This window comes from Marinobacter sp. M3C, assembly GCF_023311895.1.
Classification (GTDB): Bacteria; Pseudomonadota; Gammaproteobacteria; order Pseudomonadales; family Oleiphilaceae; genus Marinobacter.
In genome coordinates, this window is the sequence record NZ_CP092284.1 from 57357 (window position 1) to 73418 (window position 16062).

Annotated in this window: 11 protein-coding genes and 1 riboswitch; of the genes, 1 reads left to right on the forward strand and 10 read right to left on the reverse strand. The window is 53.6% G+C overall.

All coding sequences use genetic code 11. The annotated features are described in order from the left end of the window. Window positions 1–33: 33 nt before the first annotated feature. From MIH18_RS00235 to MIH18_RS00255, 5 genes are all read right to left on the reverse strand, one after another. Window positions 34–1164: a glycosyltransferase gene (locus MIH18_RS00235; protein WP_249013559.1), complete on the reverse strand. Its 1131-nt coding sequence runs from the start codon at window positions 1162–1164 to the stop codon at window positions 34–36. A 37-nt stretch (window positions 1165–1201) separates the two neighbouring features. Beyond that, on the reverse strand, window positions 1202–2140 hold the full coding sequence (locus MIH18_RS00240; protein WP_249013560.1) for a phosphotransferase: 939 nt from the start codon (window positions 2138–2140) through the stop codon (window positions 1202–1204). Beyond that, window positions 2137–3585 carry an exosortase/archaeosortase family protein gene (locus tag MIH18_RS00245; protein WP_249013561.1) on the reverse strand — a complete coding sequence of 483 codons (1449 nt, stop codon included), beginning with the start codon at window positions 3583–3585 and terminating at the stop codon, window positions 2137–2139. Before MIH18_RS00245 ends, MIH18_RS00240 begins: the two co-directional genes overlap by 4 nt. A gap of 175 nt (window positions 3586–3760) precedes the next feature. Then, complete coding sequence (locus MIH18_RS00250) at window positions 3761–4384, reverse strand: PEP-CTERM sorting domain-containing protein (RefSeq protein ID WP_249013562.1); 624 nt, start codon at window positions 4382–4384, stop codon at window positions 3761–3763. A gap of 177 nt (window positions 4385–4561) precedes the next feature. Then, complete coding sequence (locus MIH18_RS00255; RefSeq protein ID WP_249013563.1) at window positions 4562–6889, reverse strand: tetratricopeptide repeat protein; 2328 nt, start codon at window positions 6887–6889, stop codon at window positions 4562–4564. Window positions 6890–7084: 195 nt separating this feature from the next. Here MIH18_RS00255 and MIH18_RS00260 point away from each other — a divergent pair, with 195 nt between their 5' ends. Then, window positions 7085–7276: a type II toxin-antitoxin system RelE/ParE family toxin gene (locus MIH18_RS00260; protein WP_249013564.1), complete on the forward strand. Its 192-nt coding sequence runs from the start codon at window positions 7085–7087 to the stop codon at window positions 7274–7276. 21 nt (window positions 7277–7297) lie between these two features. On the opposite strand, the gene MIH18_RS00265 is transcribed toward MIH18_RS00260, so the two are convergent. The 5 genes from MIH18_RS00265 to prsK form a co-directional block, all read right to left on the reverse strand. After that, window positions 7298–7843 (reverse strand): PEP-CTERM sorting domain-containing protein, encoded by a 546-nt coding sequence (locus MIH18_RS00265; protein ID WP_249013565.1) that lies wholly within the window; start codon window positions 7841–7843, stop codon window positions 7298–7300. Window positions 7844–8642: 799 nt separating this feature from the next. Further along, a complete protein-coding gene (locus MIH18_RS00270; protein ID WP_249013566.1) occupies window positions 8643–9386 on the reverse strand; it encodes a PEP-CTERM sorting domain-containing protein in 744 nt (247 codons plus the stop codon). Window positions 9387–9427: 41 nt separating this feature from the next. Next, window positions 9428–9509, reverse strand: a riboswitch (cyclic di-GMP riboswitch). Window positions 9510–9764: 255 nt separating this feature from the next. Further along, on the reverse strand, window positions 9765–12194 hold the full coding sequence (locus MIH18_RS00275) for a tetratricopeptide repeat protein (RefSeq protein WP_249013567.1): 2430 nt from the start codon (window positions 12192–12194) through the stop codon (window positions 9765–9767). Window positions 12195–12350: 156 nt separating this feature from the next. Next, window positions 12351–13730 (reverse strand): PEP-CTERM-box response regulator transcription factor, encoded by a 1380-nt coding sequence (gene prsR / locus MIH18_RS00280; protein WP_283164807.1) that lies wholly within the window; start codon window positions 13728–13730, stop codon window positions 12351–12353. A 129-nt stretch (window positions 13731–13859) separates the two neighbouring features. Beyond that, window positions 13860–15998 (reverse strand): XrtA/PEP-CTERM system histidine kinase PrsK, encoded by a 2139-nt coding sequence (gene prsK, locus MIH18_RS00285; protein ID WP_249013568.1) that lies wholly within the window; start codon window positions 15996–15998, stop codon window positions 13860–13862. Window positions 15999–16062 lie beyond the last annotated feature (64 nt).

Here is a 16062-nt window from a genome sequence, read left to right on the forward strand (position 1 = left end):
TTAATTTTAGCACAAATTAGAACAATGGCTGATTTAATGAGCTGAACTTGCGCTGTAACATCGCTGGTATTGATCTACCATCTGCTCTACTGAAAATCTCTTTTCAAATCTTGCCTTTGCGGCGCTGCCCATTTTTTTTCGTTGTTCTGGCTGATTCAGTAAGTTCTTTATGGCGCGGGTAAATGCTTCCTGGTCATCACTTTCAATCAGAAAACCTGTTTCTTTGTCTTCAACAATTTCCGGTGTTCCGCCTACTCGAGTGGCTACCGTGGGAATGCCAAGGCTCATGGCTTCTAGCAGGGTCATGGAGGTGCCTTCGGTGAAGGATGGAAGAAGGAATATGTCCATCAAGTTGAGGTAGTCGGCAGGCTTGGATTGGAACCCTGTAAATATGACAGCGTTGTTAAGATTCAACTGTTGGGTTATCGCTTCCAGGTTTTCGCGCTCGGGGCCGTCGCCGATCAGCAGCAGGCGTACTTTATAACCTTGGTCGATCAGGGCGCGGGTGGTTTGCAGCATCATGGGCTGGTTTTTGACAGCATCCAGCCTTGCTACGGTGCCTATAACAATGTCGCCCGATTCAATACCCAGTTCCGTTATGAGTTCTTGTTTGCGGTCTTCTCTTGCGGCTAGTGGCGTGATGCCATTGTAAATGACCGCGATTTTGGATTTTGGCAGGTATTCGTATTCAATCAGTGCTTCACGGGTAGCCGCTGATATGGCCACCAAGCGATGAGAGGTGAGGGCGATGAGGGGGTTGATCAGCCTTGCTTTCTTTCGATGTTGGTCTGGGTGAAAGCGGCCGTGTTCGGTGAACACAACTTTTGCGCCTGTGCCCCAATGTGCGAACCAGCCGTAGGTGTAGGGCGAATATTGGTGGCAATGCACAAAGTCGAAACGGCCGGATTTAATGAGCCGTCGTAGCCAGAGGATTGTTTTCCAGTCAAGCCCTGGGCCGCGTTTTCTGGAGTGGATAGTGATGCCGTTGTCCGCTTCCAAGGCTTTGCCGATGGCGCCGGCTTCGCCATCAATGCAGGCAATTTCGCACTGGAACCGTTGTGGGTTCAGGTTGGTGACCAGTTGGCGAATAACCTGTTCGGTGCCGCCGAAACCCATATTGAAGGTAACGTGCAAGATGCGGGTTGGGGCGTGGTTGTCGGGCACGGGCAGGGTTACCTTTTTTGCTAGCGGATGAACGGCTTTAGATTTGCTGGTATACCCACTTCATACCCGCGTTGGTGATCTGACTCATTTCACGGTTGGTGTTCCACGAAAACGTCTTTCGCCCGCGGTGCTGGGCTTCCAGATGAGCCAAGAAATTGTATACCAGATTGGCTTGAAAATAAGCGCTCTTGGCAATAGGAGGTCGTAATCCGTAGGCTTTCAGAAATCTGGCTGGTAATTCATGGAACAGGCTATGACGGGTGCGGTTGGTTTGCGCGATGGCCCAGAGGGTGCTGTAGAAACGCGCCACGTCTTCCAGGTTGCTTGAGACGCGGGTTTTGCTGAAACCCAGTGTGTGCATGTTCTGCTGGCTGTCTACCAATACGTTATAAAGCACAAAGTTGCCATGGATTTGGCACGGGAAGGCGTTATTGAAGGGCAGGTAGTCGGGAGTGGTGAGTTTTTGCAATTCGGCGTTGTATTTTTGCTCGACTTTTTTGAGATTAAGTTCAGGTATTAGGTTGCTTGCCCGGATTTCGCGAATTTTTTGTGCAAACTCTGTTGCCAGCCAGCTGCCATCGGCACTTTCTGGTGTTTGCCCAACCGAGCTGTTGTGATACTTGCGTAGCCAGGTGCCGATTTCTGTAATGCGACTGACCAGGGTATCTGGATTTTGCAACCGGTGACCTTGCAGGCGGCCCAGCAGATTGGTTGGGTTCCAGAGGGCATGAAACAACTCCTGACCGATTACCTTCTTTGTGGTCAGGTGGTTTTCGGCTTCGTCAAAGCTGACAAGTTCGATGGCTTTGACGTGGGTTGTTTGAACATTCAGCTGCTGGCAGCGGATGAGCTCCATCGCCTCTGGCTTTAGGCTGCGTTCTAGGGTGTGCTTTGTATAGGTGTAAGACGACAGGGTGCCAGTGCTGCTTGCGTTGCTGCCTAGTTTGCCGCGCATATCGCCCTGGTTTGTGCTCATAGGGAACGGTCGTTTGTCAGCGTGAAGGATTGGGCCTGTAGCGTCGCTTTTTGGTTAATGACGGCGTTGTAAGCGTTTTCACAACTTCGCTGCTGGCAAGAGGCTTGAAGGGTCACCAGCGCAAAGCGCGTTGCACCCTGAAGCAGCGCCGGTATCTGCAGCAGTTTGGCGTTGCGGTAGCTGTCGGCACGGTAGTCACCCACTTGATACCACTGCGCCATAACCACCTGTTCCCGGGTGAGTATGTTGCGATAAACCGTTGCGCCGGGCTGTTGATTGCTCTCGCGCAGCCATTGTGAGTGGTTGAACTGTGGTGGCAGGTAAGGCACCAGTTTGTCGTCGGCGCTGGTGCGCTGGCTTTGCGCCAATAATACCTGAGTGCCTGCGGTGCGCCAGGCTTGCTGGTTTAGGGCTTCCGGCATGCTTAAGGGAATCGGTAGCGACTGCCGTTCGGCTTTTGAGCCGTTCGCCATGTTCAACGACCAGAGCCCGGGTTGGGTGGTTGTGGTGGTGGTTGCCAGCGTTAGGGCAGCGGGGCCGAGCAGCACGGCAACGGCGATGGCGATGTAGCCTTTTTTATTGATGTTTGCTGGCTGGGCTTGGCTGTCGGGGTTGCGCTTCATGACCGGTGAGAAGTACATAGCCGGGATGATGAAGGCGCCGTATACCAACCAGCCCATCAGTTCGTGGTCTGTCAGCAGGTCGCTTTGCATTTCGGATTGATAGCCGACTACCACCAGGATGGTAATGCGAACCCAGTTTACGATCAGCGCAAGCGTGATGGCGACGCTGAGGCTTGCCAGCCAGCCGCGCCAGCGGTAGTCGTTCAATATGGAAGTCATGGCCGCCAGCAGGATAGAGATGGCGAAGTAGCGAATACCGGAGCAGCCGTCTTCAATGACCAGCCGGCCGAAGGGCACGGTAATGCTGTTGCCTTCTATGAGGGCCGGCATGTTCAACCAGCTTACCCAGGTACCCACTACGGCGCTGGCGAGGTGGACGAGTGCCGGTACTAAATCGGCCCAGAACGGTAACGATAGTGACAAAACCAGAATGTAAGGCAAAAAGCTGATTAGGCGCTGCCAGCCCAGTAACGCCCAGGTTACGCCAGCGACGCCCGCGGGCAGGGCAAAATAGGCGAGGGTGTCGATGCGGGCAAGTTCCAGCACGGCCCAGCCCAGGGTGATCACAATTAAGGCCAGTGCGCCGGTTTTGTAAAAGGGCCTTTGCTGATGGGTTAACGCTTTATTGGGCGCCGGCGGGTGGGTGATAACCAACCAGAGAAAAATGAGTGCGGTTGCCAGGCCGTGGGCGAGTACCTGCTCGAATTCCAGCCATTCGGTGATTAGGCGCAGCCAGGTGGGTAGAAATAAACCAATGGCGAGTGCGGTGGCCAGAATGTAAGGCTTTGCTGTTGGTAAGTTTTGCTGTGCCTTCCGGAGCATTAGGAATCTGCCTGAGGTATTGAGTGTGGATAGGATACCGAGACTTAGTGCTCTGGAGAAACCGAACTTCGCATATAAAACAGGCAGCCGGAGCTGGCTTCTTAGACTATAGGGTTGGGGACGGATTTGAAATCTGTACCCGGTTTCAGTTTGGCCGGCCCCTGGCTTGGCAAAATCAGGCCTTTTGATGACGGCGAGCGGCGCCCAAACCCAGTAGCCCAAGGCCTAGCAGGGCCAGAGTTCCGGGTTCTGGCACGGTTATTTCAAAGGATTGACCGTTCAGAGCAATATCACCATCGCCAAAATTTTTGACTGCGTCTTGAAGTATCTCGACGTCTGGTTTATCAAAGTTTTGACCGAGATAAATGGACTCACCTTCTATACTGCCGTCTTCACTTGCGTCTTCGTTCCCTACGGCTGTCAATTTGGCTGTATTCGATGATCCCTCAATGCGGGGTTCTGAAACATTGCTCTGTTCAAAACGAACACGTGTTACTGACCCTAGCGCGCCATTGAGAAACGAAAAGTTTCCCGTAAAGTATTCATTCGGTGTGGAGCCACCGGTATTAGATGTGGAATCACCGGTCCAGCGAATGTGCCAGTCTTTGGGGGTAGAGTTCCAAATGTAGTACCCCGCCATTCCGCTTTGCAGGCTGTTATCGATGTTGCCGCCGTTTGAGCCTTGGTCGAGCGCTACCGGGAAGTTAGCGTATACGGAGTGATTGTATTGAGGCGCAGCGCAAACAAAGGTGGCGACGGTAACCAGCGCGGTACCCATAATAAATTTTGCGATGCTCATGGCTTTTGCTCCGTACAGTATTGATTCTAAATTGGTTCAAGCGAAAAACATGCCAGAATTATAAAGTACTGTTTTTAATGAGTTTTTATAGATTTTGATTCTACACATTAGCCAATGTGTAAGTTTTATCGACAGATGTCGGGAGGCTTTTACGGGCCCAATTAACGGATGTTGTTGTTACAGCTTTTTTTCTACGGCTTTCAGATGTTTTTTAATATTTTGGCTGTTGGGCGCCAGTTTCAGAGCTTGCTGAATGAGTTCTTTGGCTTCCGGGTGATTTCCTGAAAGATGAAGAATCCACCCGTAGGTATCGAGTATGGAGGCGTTTTTTGGCGCCAGTTCGGTTGCGCGTTTGGCCAGCGCCAAGGCTTTGGTTGGATCTGATTCGCGCAGCAGCCACGCCAGGTTGTTAAGCGCGGCTGTGTTTTGCGGTGTTAGGCCGAGGATGTTTTTATAAACGGTTTGTGCCTCCGTGTGTCTGTTTGTGCTCATCAGTAAATCGGCACGCGCCAGCAGTGCAGTGGGGTTTTTTGGGGTGGCCTCTACCCAGAGTTGTGACAGTTCGTCCAGAGTTTCCGGGGCCTGAATTTTGGCGAGTATCATCAGTGAGGGTACAAGTTTGACTTGCCCTGTTGCCCGCCACTCGCCGCGTAAATAATCGTGCGCGGTTTTGTCACCTTTTGATTTTCTTAATAAATCAGTTCTTACCAGTATGCTGGCTATGTCTTTGCCATGAGTGGCCTCGACCGAGTCCAGTGCGGTGATGGCGCCGGTCATGTCGCCAGACAGTTCGGCTATGGCGACGGGTTGTAACGCGAAGCGGATGTTGTTTGGCTGTAACGCAATGGCTTCTGCGGCTTTGCTGCGAGCCTGTGTCCAGTTGCCGGCGGCTACCGCGGCTTCTGTTTCGGCCATCAGCAATTCGGCGTAAGCGCTTTTGGCCGGCGCAAACCCGTTGTTTTTAAGGCCCGTTAAGGCGGTTCGCGCTGCTTCAAAGTTTCCCAGCCTGGTGTCAGCCATGGTGGCGATCAGCACCGCCTCGCGCTCGTTGCCGTAGCCATTTATAAGGGCGTCTCGGATTTCACGGGCTTCTTTGTGCTCGCCTTGGTCGATCAGGGTGTTTAGGTAGGTGCTGGTAACTACCCAATCTGCCGGATTGGTTGCAAATGCTATTCTCAGGTGGCCGAGCGCCAGCTCTGGTTCCTGCTTTTCGAGGTGGTGGCGAGCCAATGCAAAGCGCAGCCTTAAGCGGTCGGGCTGGTTGTTGATGGCTTTGTTAACACTGGCAACGCCTTGATTCGCGTGTTCTGGAATGCTTAGAGCCAGAATGCCGTGCATGGCGAGTAAGTCGTTATCGTTCGGCCGTGCTTTTACGGCACGATCTAATGTTGCCAGGGCTTCCACGCGTTTATCCATGTCAATCTGGGCCATGGTAGAGGCGCGAATGAAGCGGGTGGGGCTGGTTTCCGGGTCCAGATTTTCGGACAGCAGTTCGGCGCCTTCCTCTAGTTCGCCGGTGCTTGCAGCCAGGGTGCCCAGCATTAACGCCAGCAGTTCGTTGTTGGGATCCAGTTTGCGCATGTCCCGCAGCATGATTTTGGCGTCGTCAAACTTGCCGGCTTGAATTGCAGAGATAATGGCTTCACTTTGCTGCCGTGAGCCGGGGTCGGTTTGCTCCGCAAGGATACGGTTGTAAACCTGAGCTTCGTCGATTTTGCCTTGTGCGGTTAACACTCGCGACAACAGCGTGAGTATTTCGCCCCGCAGTGGCAAGAATATATCGGAGGCGGGCAGCTGGGTAACGGCGGCTGTCAGTGAGACGGCGGCGGGTTCAAGATCTCGGAGCTGGTATTGGGCTGTGCCTTTCAGGTGCAGTAACGAAGCGCTTGTTGGTTTGTCGGCAAGCCAGCTATTAACGGTGATAAGAGCTGCGGCAGGGTCACGCAGCTGAAACTGGCCGTTTGCAAGACCTATCAAGGCTGCTTCGTTGGTGGGATTTTTTTTGCTGATGCCGCGGTAAACTGCGATCGCTTCAACCACTTTGCCAGACTGGCGCAGGGCTTCTGCGGTTATTAACTCTGCTTCGAGTTTTTCGCTGTTGGTTGCGGGATTTGCCAGCGCCAGGGTTTCTATGGCCGACAGGTGTTTTCGTACCGCCACATAGGCGCGGGCGAGTGGCAGAGCGACGGATTTCGGGGCGTCTTTTAGCCAGGGCTCTAGCAGCTTAATGGTTTGTTGGTTAGCGCCCAGTTCCAGGTATATCTCGGCCAAACGCACGATATGGGCGACATTATCCGGTTCGACCTGGATGGCGTTTCTGATTTCGAGTATGGCGGAGCGGTACTGACCCTGCTCGGCGTAGGTGTCTGCGCGGTTCAGGTGAGGCAGCGCTTCTGAGCTGTTTGAATCGTTTGAGCTGTTGTTGCAGGCGCTGAGCAGCGGCAGAAGCAGGCTGGCCAATAGAATAATTTGGGGCAGTTTTTTTTGGGGTGTTGTTATTGGCATCGGTCTGGCCCTATGAAACACAGGTGATGTGCAGATGCGGCTGCTGGTCAGCTTTATAGAACAGTGCGGGCCTGCTGTGTGTATTAATAGTGCAGAGGATACTGTTTATTCAGGAGTGTGAAAACACAAAAGAGGGGAGTGGAGAAAGCGACCTGTTTTTGCATGACATTGCCGCTCGAATAAAACGACAACACCATGTACAAGCTTTCAAACCTGGCGGCTGAGGACTTTGCCGCTATCTACGAGTACACATTGCTTAATTTTGGAGCTCTTCAAGCTGATATTTATACCGACGACTTGAGCAGAACGTTTCAGCTTTTATCTGGCTCGCCATTCCCTCGGTCGGTCGCCCTTGCCGGGCGCACAAAAAAAGCCAGCCGAAGCTGACTTTTTTCAGGCCTGATTAGATCAAGACTTTTGACGGCGACGGGCAGCGCCAAGGCCTGCCAGGCCTAGCCCGAGTAGGGCTAGGGTGCCGGGCTCTGGTACGTCTTTAGAGATGCCATCGGCCACCAGTGTGGCGCCTTTGAAGTAGAAGTCACCACTTGTCGCAGTCAGAGCGACGTTCAGCATGCCATCGAGGTTCATGCTGATCAGACCAGCCAAAGAGAAACCAATCTCCTCGTCACCAGTATTGACCTCGAATGTCCGGTCGCCTGCCAGTCCGGGCTGGTCAAAGAACGCGAACTCCCAGAAATCAAAAAAACTGTTGCTGTCATCACGAAGATCCAATGTGATGCCATAGCTCGTGACCGAGTCGCTGCCCAAGTTGAAGCCATCGTTAGTAATATCGAAGGTCCAGCTATAAGTGTCTTTAGCGCCAAAAAACGATCCGCTCATGTATATATCTTCTGCGGGTGAGTGGCTATCTTCCCAAGTCATTGGACCGGCAGCCACGACGCCGCTCATCCCCAGCAGCGCTGCAGCCGCAATAATGCTTTTAATGTTACCCATGATGTTCTCCATTTGATTTATATGTATCGGCTTTGCGAAGTTCAGAATCTACCGAACTGCGATCACTCTGATCTATTAACAAGCAATAGCAGTGCCATTTACATTTAATATTTGTTTATCATATACATACGCGGTTTTAAAAAAGCTTAAAATAAGAATTCGTAAAGGAATTCGACAGAAAACCCCGGATTCATACAAGTATTTAATTTTAGTGTAAAAAGATCCGACAGTAACATCCGGCTATTCAGGCATGGCCCCAGGCTAATCCTGGCTTTTTTCACGCATGACTAAATCAAGACTTTTGACGGCGACTTTAGCCGGGAAGTTTCTGTCCCTTAACCCTAAGCGGCTAGTAGCTTAAGAAAGCAAAAAAGTGGCTAAGTTACAAAAGTACACAAAATACAGAAGGGTAGAATCGGTTAAAGAGTAATCGGGAGTGCGAGGGTATGGTGAGTGTATAAAATGTCGACGTCGTGCCTGTCGTTAGTTTGCAGTTCTTGCATGGGGAGCGTAATTCGCTAGGGAATACAACGATGTTACCTTTACAGAGGGGTTTTCGTTCTCGGCAGCTGCATTGCTCTATCGCTCGTTCAAGTTGCGCGAGTTCTCCATGACAAATTTTGAAATCAATAGGTTGAGGTAATGTAAGGTGATGAACGACAGCGTAAAGAAAGTCGACGCTCGTTTTTAGGGGGGTGTTGATAGTGCTGAGGAAGGTGCTGGTTATTCAGAATTGGAAATACACAAATTTAAAACAAAAAAAGCCAGCCGAAGCTGGCTTTTTTCAGGCCTGATTAAATCAAGACTTTTGACGGCGACGGGCAGCGCCCAGACCGGCTATACCAAGGCCCAGCAAGGCAAGGGTGCCTGGCTCGGGTACTGGCATGGCAGACTCTACAAATACAACCAAGTCATTGAAGTCCTGATCGGAGGTGCTGTATAGCTGGTCTTCAAACGCGATCAGCCATCCGCCAGCAGTCCACGCAGCGTTGCCACCAAAGCCGGGAAGGTTGATGGTGTCGCCCCTGCCACCTTGGAAAGCGACCATTTGGTCTTCACCGCCGTTCTTGCTCTTTTCAGAGTAAAAGGTGTTGGTGCCGTTACTCATGAAAAAGCCAAATGCGGAGGAAGAGAAGTCAATGCCGGTGTCGGAAAAACCACCAATGTCAGCGAATACGCTGCCATCGCCGTCAATGCCGAACGTGGTCAGTGACCCTGGTGTTGCGCTGCCGCCGAAAATGGTAAAGGTTTTGGTGATGTCGTTAGGGTCGTAGATACCGAAACTGTTAATGGCGGAGTTTCCCGCGATCTCGGCGACGAAGCGGGCGGGGCTGATGCCGGAGTCTGTGTTGACCCAGACTTCATCAGGGGCTGCCTGGCTGGTGTTCACGTCAATGGAAGATAGCCCGCCAACGGTTATGCTTTGAATGATGTCTTGCAGCGTATCTTCGCCATTGAGTCCATCGACGTTCACAGGTGTCGCGTTGACCGCAAATGCGCTCACTGACAGGGCAACTGCTGCAGCAATAAGTTTCAATTTCATGAGTATTCTCCGGTTGATTCGCATTATGTCTTTATAGTTTGCTTGGCAACCAGGCTGTCTCTTTTCCTTCAGAGATCCTTGGCTTTCCGTCCCATCCTCACAAATGGTTTGGCTGCTGGTCAGGCACTTGCCCGTTCCATGAGTAATACAAAGCGATTACCGTGCCAACTTTTAAGCCTGTTGTTTCTTATAGGGTTTTTGTTGTCATGATTTAGTGGCTGTAAAGAAAATCGACATCGTTATGAAGAAAGCCGCTGAATGTGTGATTCAGCGGCTTTTTGGGTTATGCAGGGTAGTGTGTGGGGGCATTAAATAGGGGACAGATTTGAAATCTGTCCCCGGCTTCGGTTTGCAAAGATCGTGGAGTGTCAGGTTGTTTTACAGTGCATCGTTTATGGTGTTCAAGTGTCCCTGAATTTCTGCGTTATCTGGCGCCAGCGCTAAGGCCTTCTCAATGATGGGCTTGGCTTGTGCGTGGTTGCCGCCCAGGTGCAGAACCCATCCGTGGGTGTCGAGTATGTCTGGGGCTTCGGGCGCCAGCTCGCTGGCGCGGCTGGCCAGTTCTACGGCGCGGCTGTTGTTCTTTTCACGTAGTAGCCAGGCCAGGTTGTTCAGCGCCACCACGTTGTTGGGCTGCGTTAACACAACTTGTTCATACAGCTCGGTTGCTGGCTGGTCCTGCTGTTGGTTCATTTGCAGGTCGGCCTGGGCCATCAGAATGGCGACGTGGTTGTTGTGGGTTTCTGCGGCGGCTTGAAGTGCTTCTAACGCCTCAGCGTTTTTACCCTGAGTGATGAGTATGCGCGCGGGCAGCATTGCGAAGCCGACGTTTTCGGGCTGGATGGCAATGGCTTCTGCTGCTTTAGCCAGGGCCGTTGAGTAATCTTCGGCCTGTGCGCTTAAAACGGATTCTGCGGCCAGTAGCTGTCCGTAGGCTCTGTAGCCGATGGGGTTATCTTCGTTGGCCATTGGCTTAAGAATCGTTCGTGCCTGTTCTACATCGCCTTGTTGTATGTGAATTAACGCAGACAACAAGCTGGCGTTTGGTGCCAGTGGCGGATGCGTTTCAGCAACGGTGCCCAGCCACTGTTGAACTTCTTCCACGCTGTGGGTGGTAGCGTAAATCCGGCCGGCCTGCTGAAGCGGTCCGATCACATCCGGGGTGATAACGGCGGCGGCCAAAAATTGCTCAGCGGCTTTGTCTGGGCTGTTGGTCGAGGCATACAGGTTTGCCAGGGCCAGGCGCGCCTGCTGCATGTTCGGGTTGTCTGTGGTCAGCTTTTCAAGCCGGATGGTGGCTGGGCCGGTGTTGCCCATGCGCCCGTCAGCGATGGCGGCCAGTAAAACCGCTTGGGGCTCGTTGCCATAGCCATTGATGAGTGAGTCGCGTACGTCTTCGGCTTCGCGGGTTTCACCGCTGTCGATCAGCAGGCTTAAATAGATAGCCGTGCTTGCCCAGTCTGCTGGCTGGGCGGTAAACGCCATCCGCAGTTGGCCCAAGGCCTGTTCGGTTTGCTGGTTATTGATGTAGTGCCGGGCCAGCGCAATCCTTAAACGGGTGCGATCGGGTTCGTTGCTGATGGCTTTGCTTAGGCTGGTGACGCCTGCGGCTTCCTGGCCGGGCATGCTCAGGGCCAGAACGCCGTGCATGGCCAGCAGATCGTTGTCGTTGGGGCGGGCTTTTACGGCACGTTCCAGAGTGGCCAGTGCTTCTTCCCGTTCGCCCACGTCAATCTGGGCCATGGTAGAGGCCCGAATAAAGCGGGTTGGGGTGGTTTCCGGGTCCAGATTTCCAGACAGCAATTCGGCGCCTTCTTCCAATTCACCGGTACCTGCAGACAGGGTGCCCAGCATTAAGGCCAGCTGTTCGTTGTCGGGGTCTAGTTTGCGCATGTCACGCAGCATGGTTTTTGCTTCGTCAAAGTTGCCAGCTTGAATGGCGGCGATAACGGCTTCGCCCTGTTCGCGGGCGCCTGAGTCGGTTTGTTCAGCCAGGATGCGGCTGTATACCTGGGCTTCGGTGATTTTGCCCTGTTCAGTCAACACCCGTGACAACAGCGACAGTAACTTGCCTCTTAATGGCATGAATATGTCGGATGCCGGCATTTGGGTAACGGCGTCGGTGAGTGTGGCGGTGGCGGGCTCCAGTTCATCAAGCTGATATTGGGCCAGGCCTTTCAGATAGAGAACGGCTGGCGTGGTTTCGTGGCTGGCCAGCCAATCGTTGGCGGCCCCCAGCGCAGTACGGGCATTGCCTTGTTGAATATGGCTCTCTATTAGCCCTGTTATGGCATCCACGCTGGTGGAGTAATTGGCGCTAATGTCTCTGTAGGCGGTGACTGCCCCGTCAACGTCGCCAGACAGGCGCATGGCTTTGGCTTCGATCAGGGACGCTTCGAGTTTTTCATCAGAGCTTTCGGGGTTTGCCAATGCCAGGGTTTCGATGGCCGACAGGTGTTTGCGTTCTTCCACATAGGCCCGGGCCAAAGGCAGGGCTACCGCATGCGGGTAGTCTTTCAGCCAGGGTTCCAGCAGTTCAACAGCCTGCCTGTTGGCGCCCAGTTCCAAGTAGAGTTCGCCCAGCCGGGCGATGTGGCTGACGTTGTCTGGTTCGGTCTGGATAGCGTTTTTGATTTCGAGAATAGCCGAGCGGAACTGGCCCTGCTCGGCGTAGGTGTCTGCGCGACTCAGGTGCGACAGCGCTTCGGAGGTGTCCGGGCCGCTGTTACAGGCGCTCAACAGGGGTAGCATCAAGCTGCCCAATAGGATCAGCCGCGGGAGTTTTTTCTTGGGTGTTGTTATCGACATCGTTTATGGCTCCGATGAAGGTAAGGGGCAGATTTGAAATCTGTCCCTAAGTTTGGGTAGGGGAACAGATTTGAAATCTGTCCTCGGTTTAACTTTTAGCGTAGGGGACGGATTTGAAATCCGTCCCTGGCTCCGGCGCCGTCCTCGATACCTGGGTTAGCTTTCCGTAGCACCGGCTGAGGTGTTAATCCGGTATTTGTCCGTCAGGTTGTACAGGGTGGGGCGGGTAACCCCAAGAAGTCGGGACGCTTGCGCCATGTTGGAGTTGCTGGTGCGCAGGGCTTGAACGATGGCAGCGCGTTCGGCTCTTTCTCGCACTTTGCGCAGGTTCAGTTGGCTTTCGTTGGCGTCTGTGTTGTCGGTGCTTAGGGGCAGCTGAAGATCATCTATAGTGATGCGTTTGCCGTCGGCCATAATCACCGAGCGTTTTATTTTGTTGATCATTTCGCGCACGTTGCCGGGCCAGGGGTAGGTTTCTATGGCGCTTATAGCGTCGTCACAGAAGCTCAGGCCGGGCCGGTCTAGCTGTTTGCTCAGGCTTTTCAGCAGTGACTGTGCGATCACCAGGGCGTCGCCGTCGCGGTCACGCACCGCGGGCAAATCCAGGGTGATTTCGCTGATGCGGTAGTAAAGGTCTTCGCGAAAAGTGCCTTCTTGAATCAATTCGTTCACATTGCGGTGGGTAGCACACACCACGCGCACGTCGACTGGCGTGGGTTTTAGTGACCCGACCCGGTCTACCACTCGTTCCTGCAGGAAACGCAGCAGTTTGGCCTGAAGCGCCATGGGCATGTCGCCGATTTCATCCAGAAACAGGGTGCCGCCGTTGGCGCTTTCAATTTTGCCTTTTTTGCTTTGGGTGGCGCCGGTGAATGCGCCTTTTTCATAGCCGAACAACTCGCTTTCCAGCAGGTTATCTGGAATGGCCGCGCAGTTGATGGCGGCGAAGGGCATGTTTGCCCGCGGGCTTAGATCATGCAGGGCCCGGGCCAGTACTTCTTTGCCGGTGCCGGTTTCGCCGTTGATCAAGGTAGTAATGTCGGTAGGGGCAACCTTTTCAAGAGTGCGACACACCGCCAGCATTTGCGGGCTGGCCGCGATAATGCCTTTCACGCTGGTGACGTCGCGGTTGGCCAGTTCGAGGTTTTCTTTTTCCAGTTCGGCCAGGCGGAACGCCCGGTTAACCACAAAGCCGAGAATGTCAGCGTCTACCGGTTTCTGGTAGAAGTCGGCGGCGCCCATACCGATGGCTTTTACGGCGTTTTCTTTTTCTTCACGCCCGGTCACCACTATCACTTTGGTCATCGGTGCCAGGCGTAATATGTCTTCCAGCAGGGCGAAGCCTTCGGTGCTTCCGCCGGGGTCTGGCGGCAGGCCCAGGTCTAGGGTTACCACTTCAGGTTCCAGTCGTCGCAGCAGGGCAAGGGCGGTTTCGCGGTCGGCGGCAACTGACACTTGCAGGTCGTCGGTGAAGCACCAGCGCATCTGGCTTTGCAGACCCGGGTCGTCCTCTACAATCAGTAATTGTCTTGTCACGGGTTTGTTCGTTCCTTGTTAACGCGTGTGTCTATATTTTGAAGTCTTAACTCAAAGCCCGCATTTTGCAACGGTTGTGTGTGCCAATTCTTGCTTTTGCATCGACATGTATTATGTGGCGTCGTATTTCTATTGATTTGACTGAGTTTCTTTCGTTGCGGTTGTGGTTGCAGTTGCAGTTGCAGTTGAAGTTGAAGTTGAAGCTGCGGCGTCGGCGAGCGGTAGGCGCATTGAAAAACACGAGCCTAGGCCCGGTTCGCTGGTGACATCAATGCTTCCACCAAGCTCCAGCAAGTATTCCCGGGTTTGGTAAACCCCTATGCCCATACCTGTCAGCCCCTTGGTGCTTTCGAAAGGCTTGAACAGGCGGTTGCGGATGAATTCTTCGGTCATGCCGCTGCCGGAATCCTGAATAAACACCACGGCGGTTCCGCGAGCGACTTTTAAAGTCACAGCAATGTCGCCGTCTGGCGGCGTGGCTTCCTGGGCGTTGCGCAGCAAATGGCCCACCACGGTACCCAGCTGCTCGGCGTCTGCCCTTATCCACACGTCGCCGTTTCGGTAATCAAAATGCGGTTGCGGATTGCGTCTGCTGGCGTCGGCTAAGGCGCTACGGAGTACGTCTGTCAGGTTGATCATTTCTGCGGTTTGCCCTTGGCTGTTTTGGGGCTTTTGGATGTGGGTGAGCAGGTTCGACATTTTGTTCACCGCGTGGTCTGTGGTTTGAATCATGTCGTCAATAAACGCCGGGTTGTCGCGGTGCCTTGGCGCGTTTTTGACCAGCAGGGACAGCTGCGCGATCACAGTTTTCAAATCGTGCAGCATGAAGGCAGACGCTTTGCTAACGGCTTCAAATTGCATGGCCCGGGTGAGTGCGCTTTGGGCATCGGCTTGTGCCAACAGGTTGCCGGTTTGGCGTGCAACCACGCGGATTAAATCGAAGTTCTCCCAGTTCAGTTCTACCTGGGTGAGGGGCGCGCCGATTAATGCCATGCCGTAAAGCTCATTGCCTGAATACACCGGGATAATTAGCCAGCCATTGGGGCATTGGCTGAGAATGTCGGGTACTTCTAATAAGTCGTAGGCAACCGGGTCTGCCTTATAGGCGTTCAGGTCTATGATCCATTCCTTATCGCGAAAATAGCGCACCAGGTCGTCATTGGGATCAATCAGGGTGTGACGATCGAAACTCATGTTGATGGTGGCTTTTAACTGGTAGTGGTTCTGGTCGTCTTGCAACCAGATGGCGCCGGTGTTGCTTTCCACCAGGTCGGCCAGAATGCGGATAACCCGTTCCGGCAGGGATGGCGAGTCGGACAGGTTGGCCAGCTCTTTGGTCATTTTTAGCCATTCATTGCGGTAGTCGTACTTGTAGTCAAAAAAGTTCTGGCTGATGGCAACCATCAGGCGGGCCCGCAGCCGGCGCGATAGCAGCAGGATAACCAGGAACACCAGCGCCAGGGTGAAGAACAGTATGCGCAGGGCGTCGCCCCAGTTACCGCCCACGGTTTTGATGTAGTAGCCGGCAACCGACAGAAATACCAGGTAGGCGCCGGCGAACAGCAGTGTGCCAACGTGAAAGGCGGCGCGCCGCGATACCCGGAAATCTATGGGTTGTTTGCGGGTGTTAACTACGTTTACCGCAAACAGTGGCACCAGCAGCGCGTTGACGAGCCCGCGGGCGTCCCAGAAGTTCTGGCTGATTTGGCCAAACAGCAGGGCGTCGGCGTACATTACAAAATCAAAGATGAAGATGGTGGCCACGCCGGTGCACATGTATTTAATGCTATAGCGGCGAAAGCCCAGGGAGTTGCGCCAGATTTGTTCGATCAGTAGCAGGCCAATCAGCGACAGCGCTAACTGGCCCACTATCTTTGTTTTGCCGCTCAGTATGTGGTTTACGCCAAAGTGTTCAGCGACGCTGACTAGCAGCAGTACCACTAGCAGGCCAATAACGGCGCCTGCCAGGGCTAGTTTGATTTTTCGCGCGGTGCCGTCGTTTGGCAATGCGCTGCCCAGCAGGGTGAAAATAAGGGCGATCCAGGCGCCGTCGCGCAGCAGTTCCAGCAAGTAGCGCACGGCAAAATCCGGAAATCCCCAGATGGACTGGGTTACCAGAGCCGCTGCCCACAAGGTGGATACCAGTGCCGCAAAGAACAGGGCACGATCGGAATTGCGGCGCATGTAGCGGGAGGCAATCAGAATCGCCAGTAGGCCGTAAGTGATAAACGCAACGGTGTGGCTGAGGGCGTTGAAATCGTTAACCATTGACTCTTCCGGGTGTTTGTTCTGGCGGCTGCTTGTGATTGTGACTGCAGACTGAAGGAAGAGT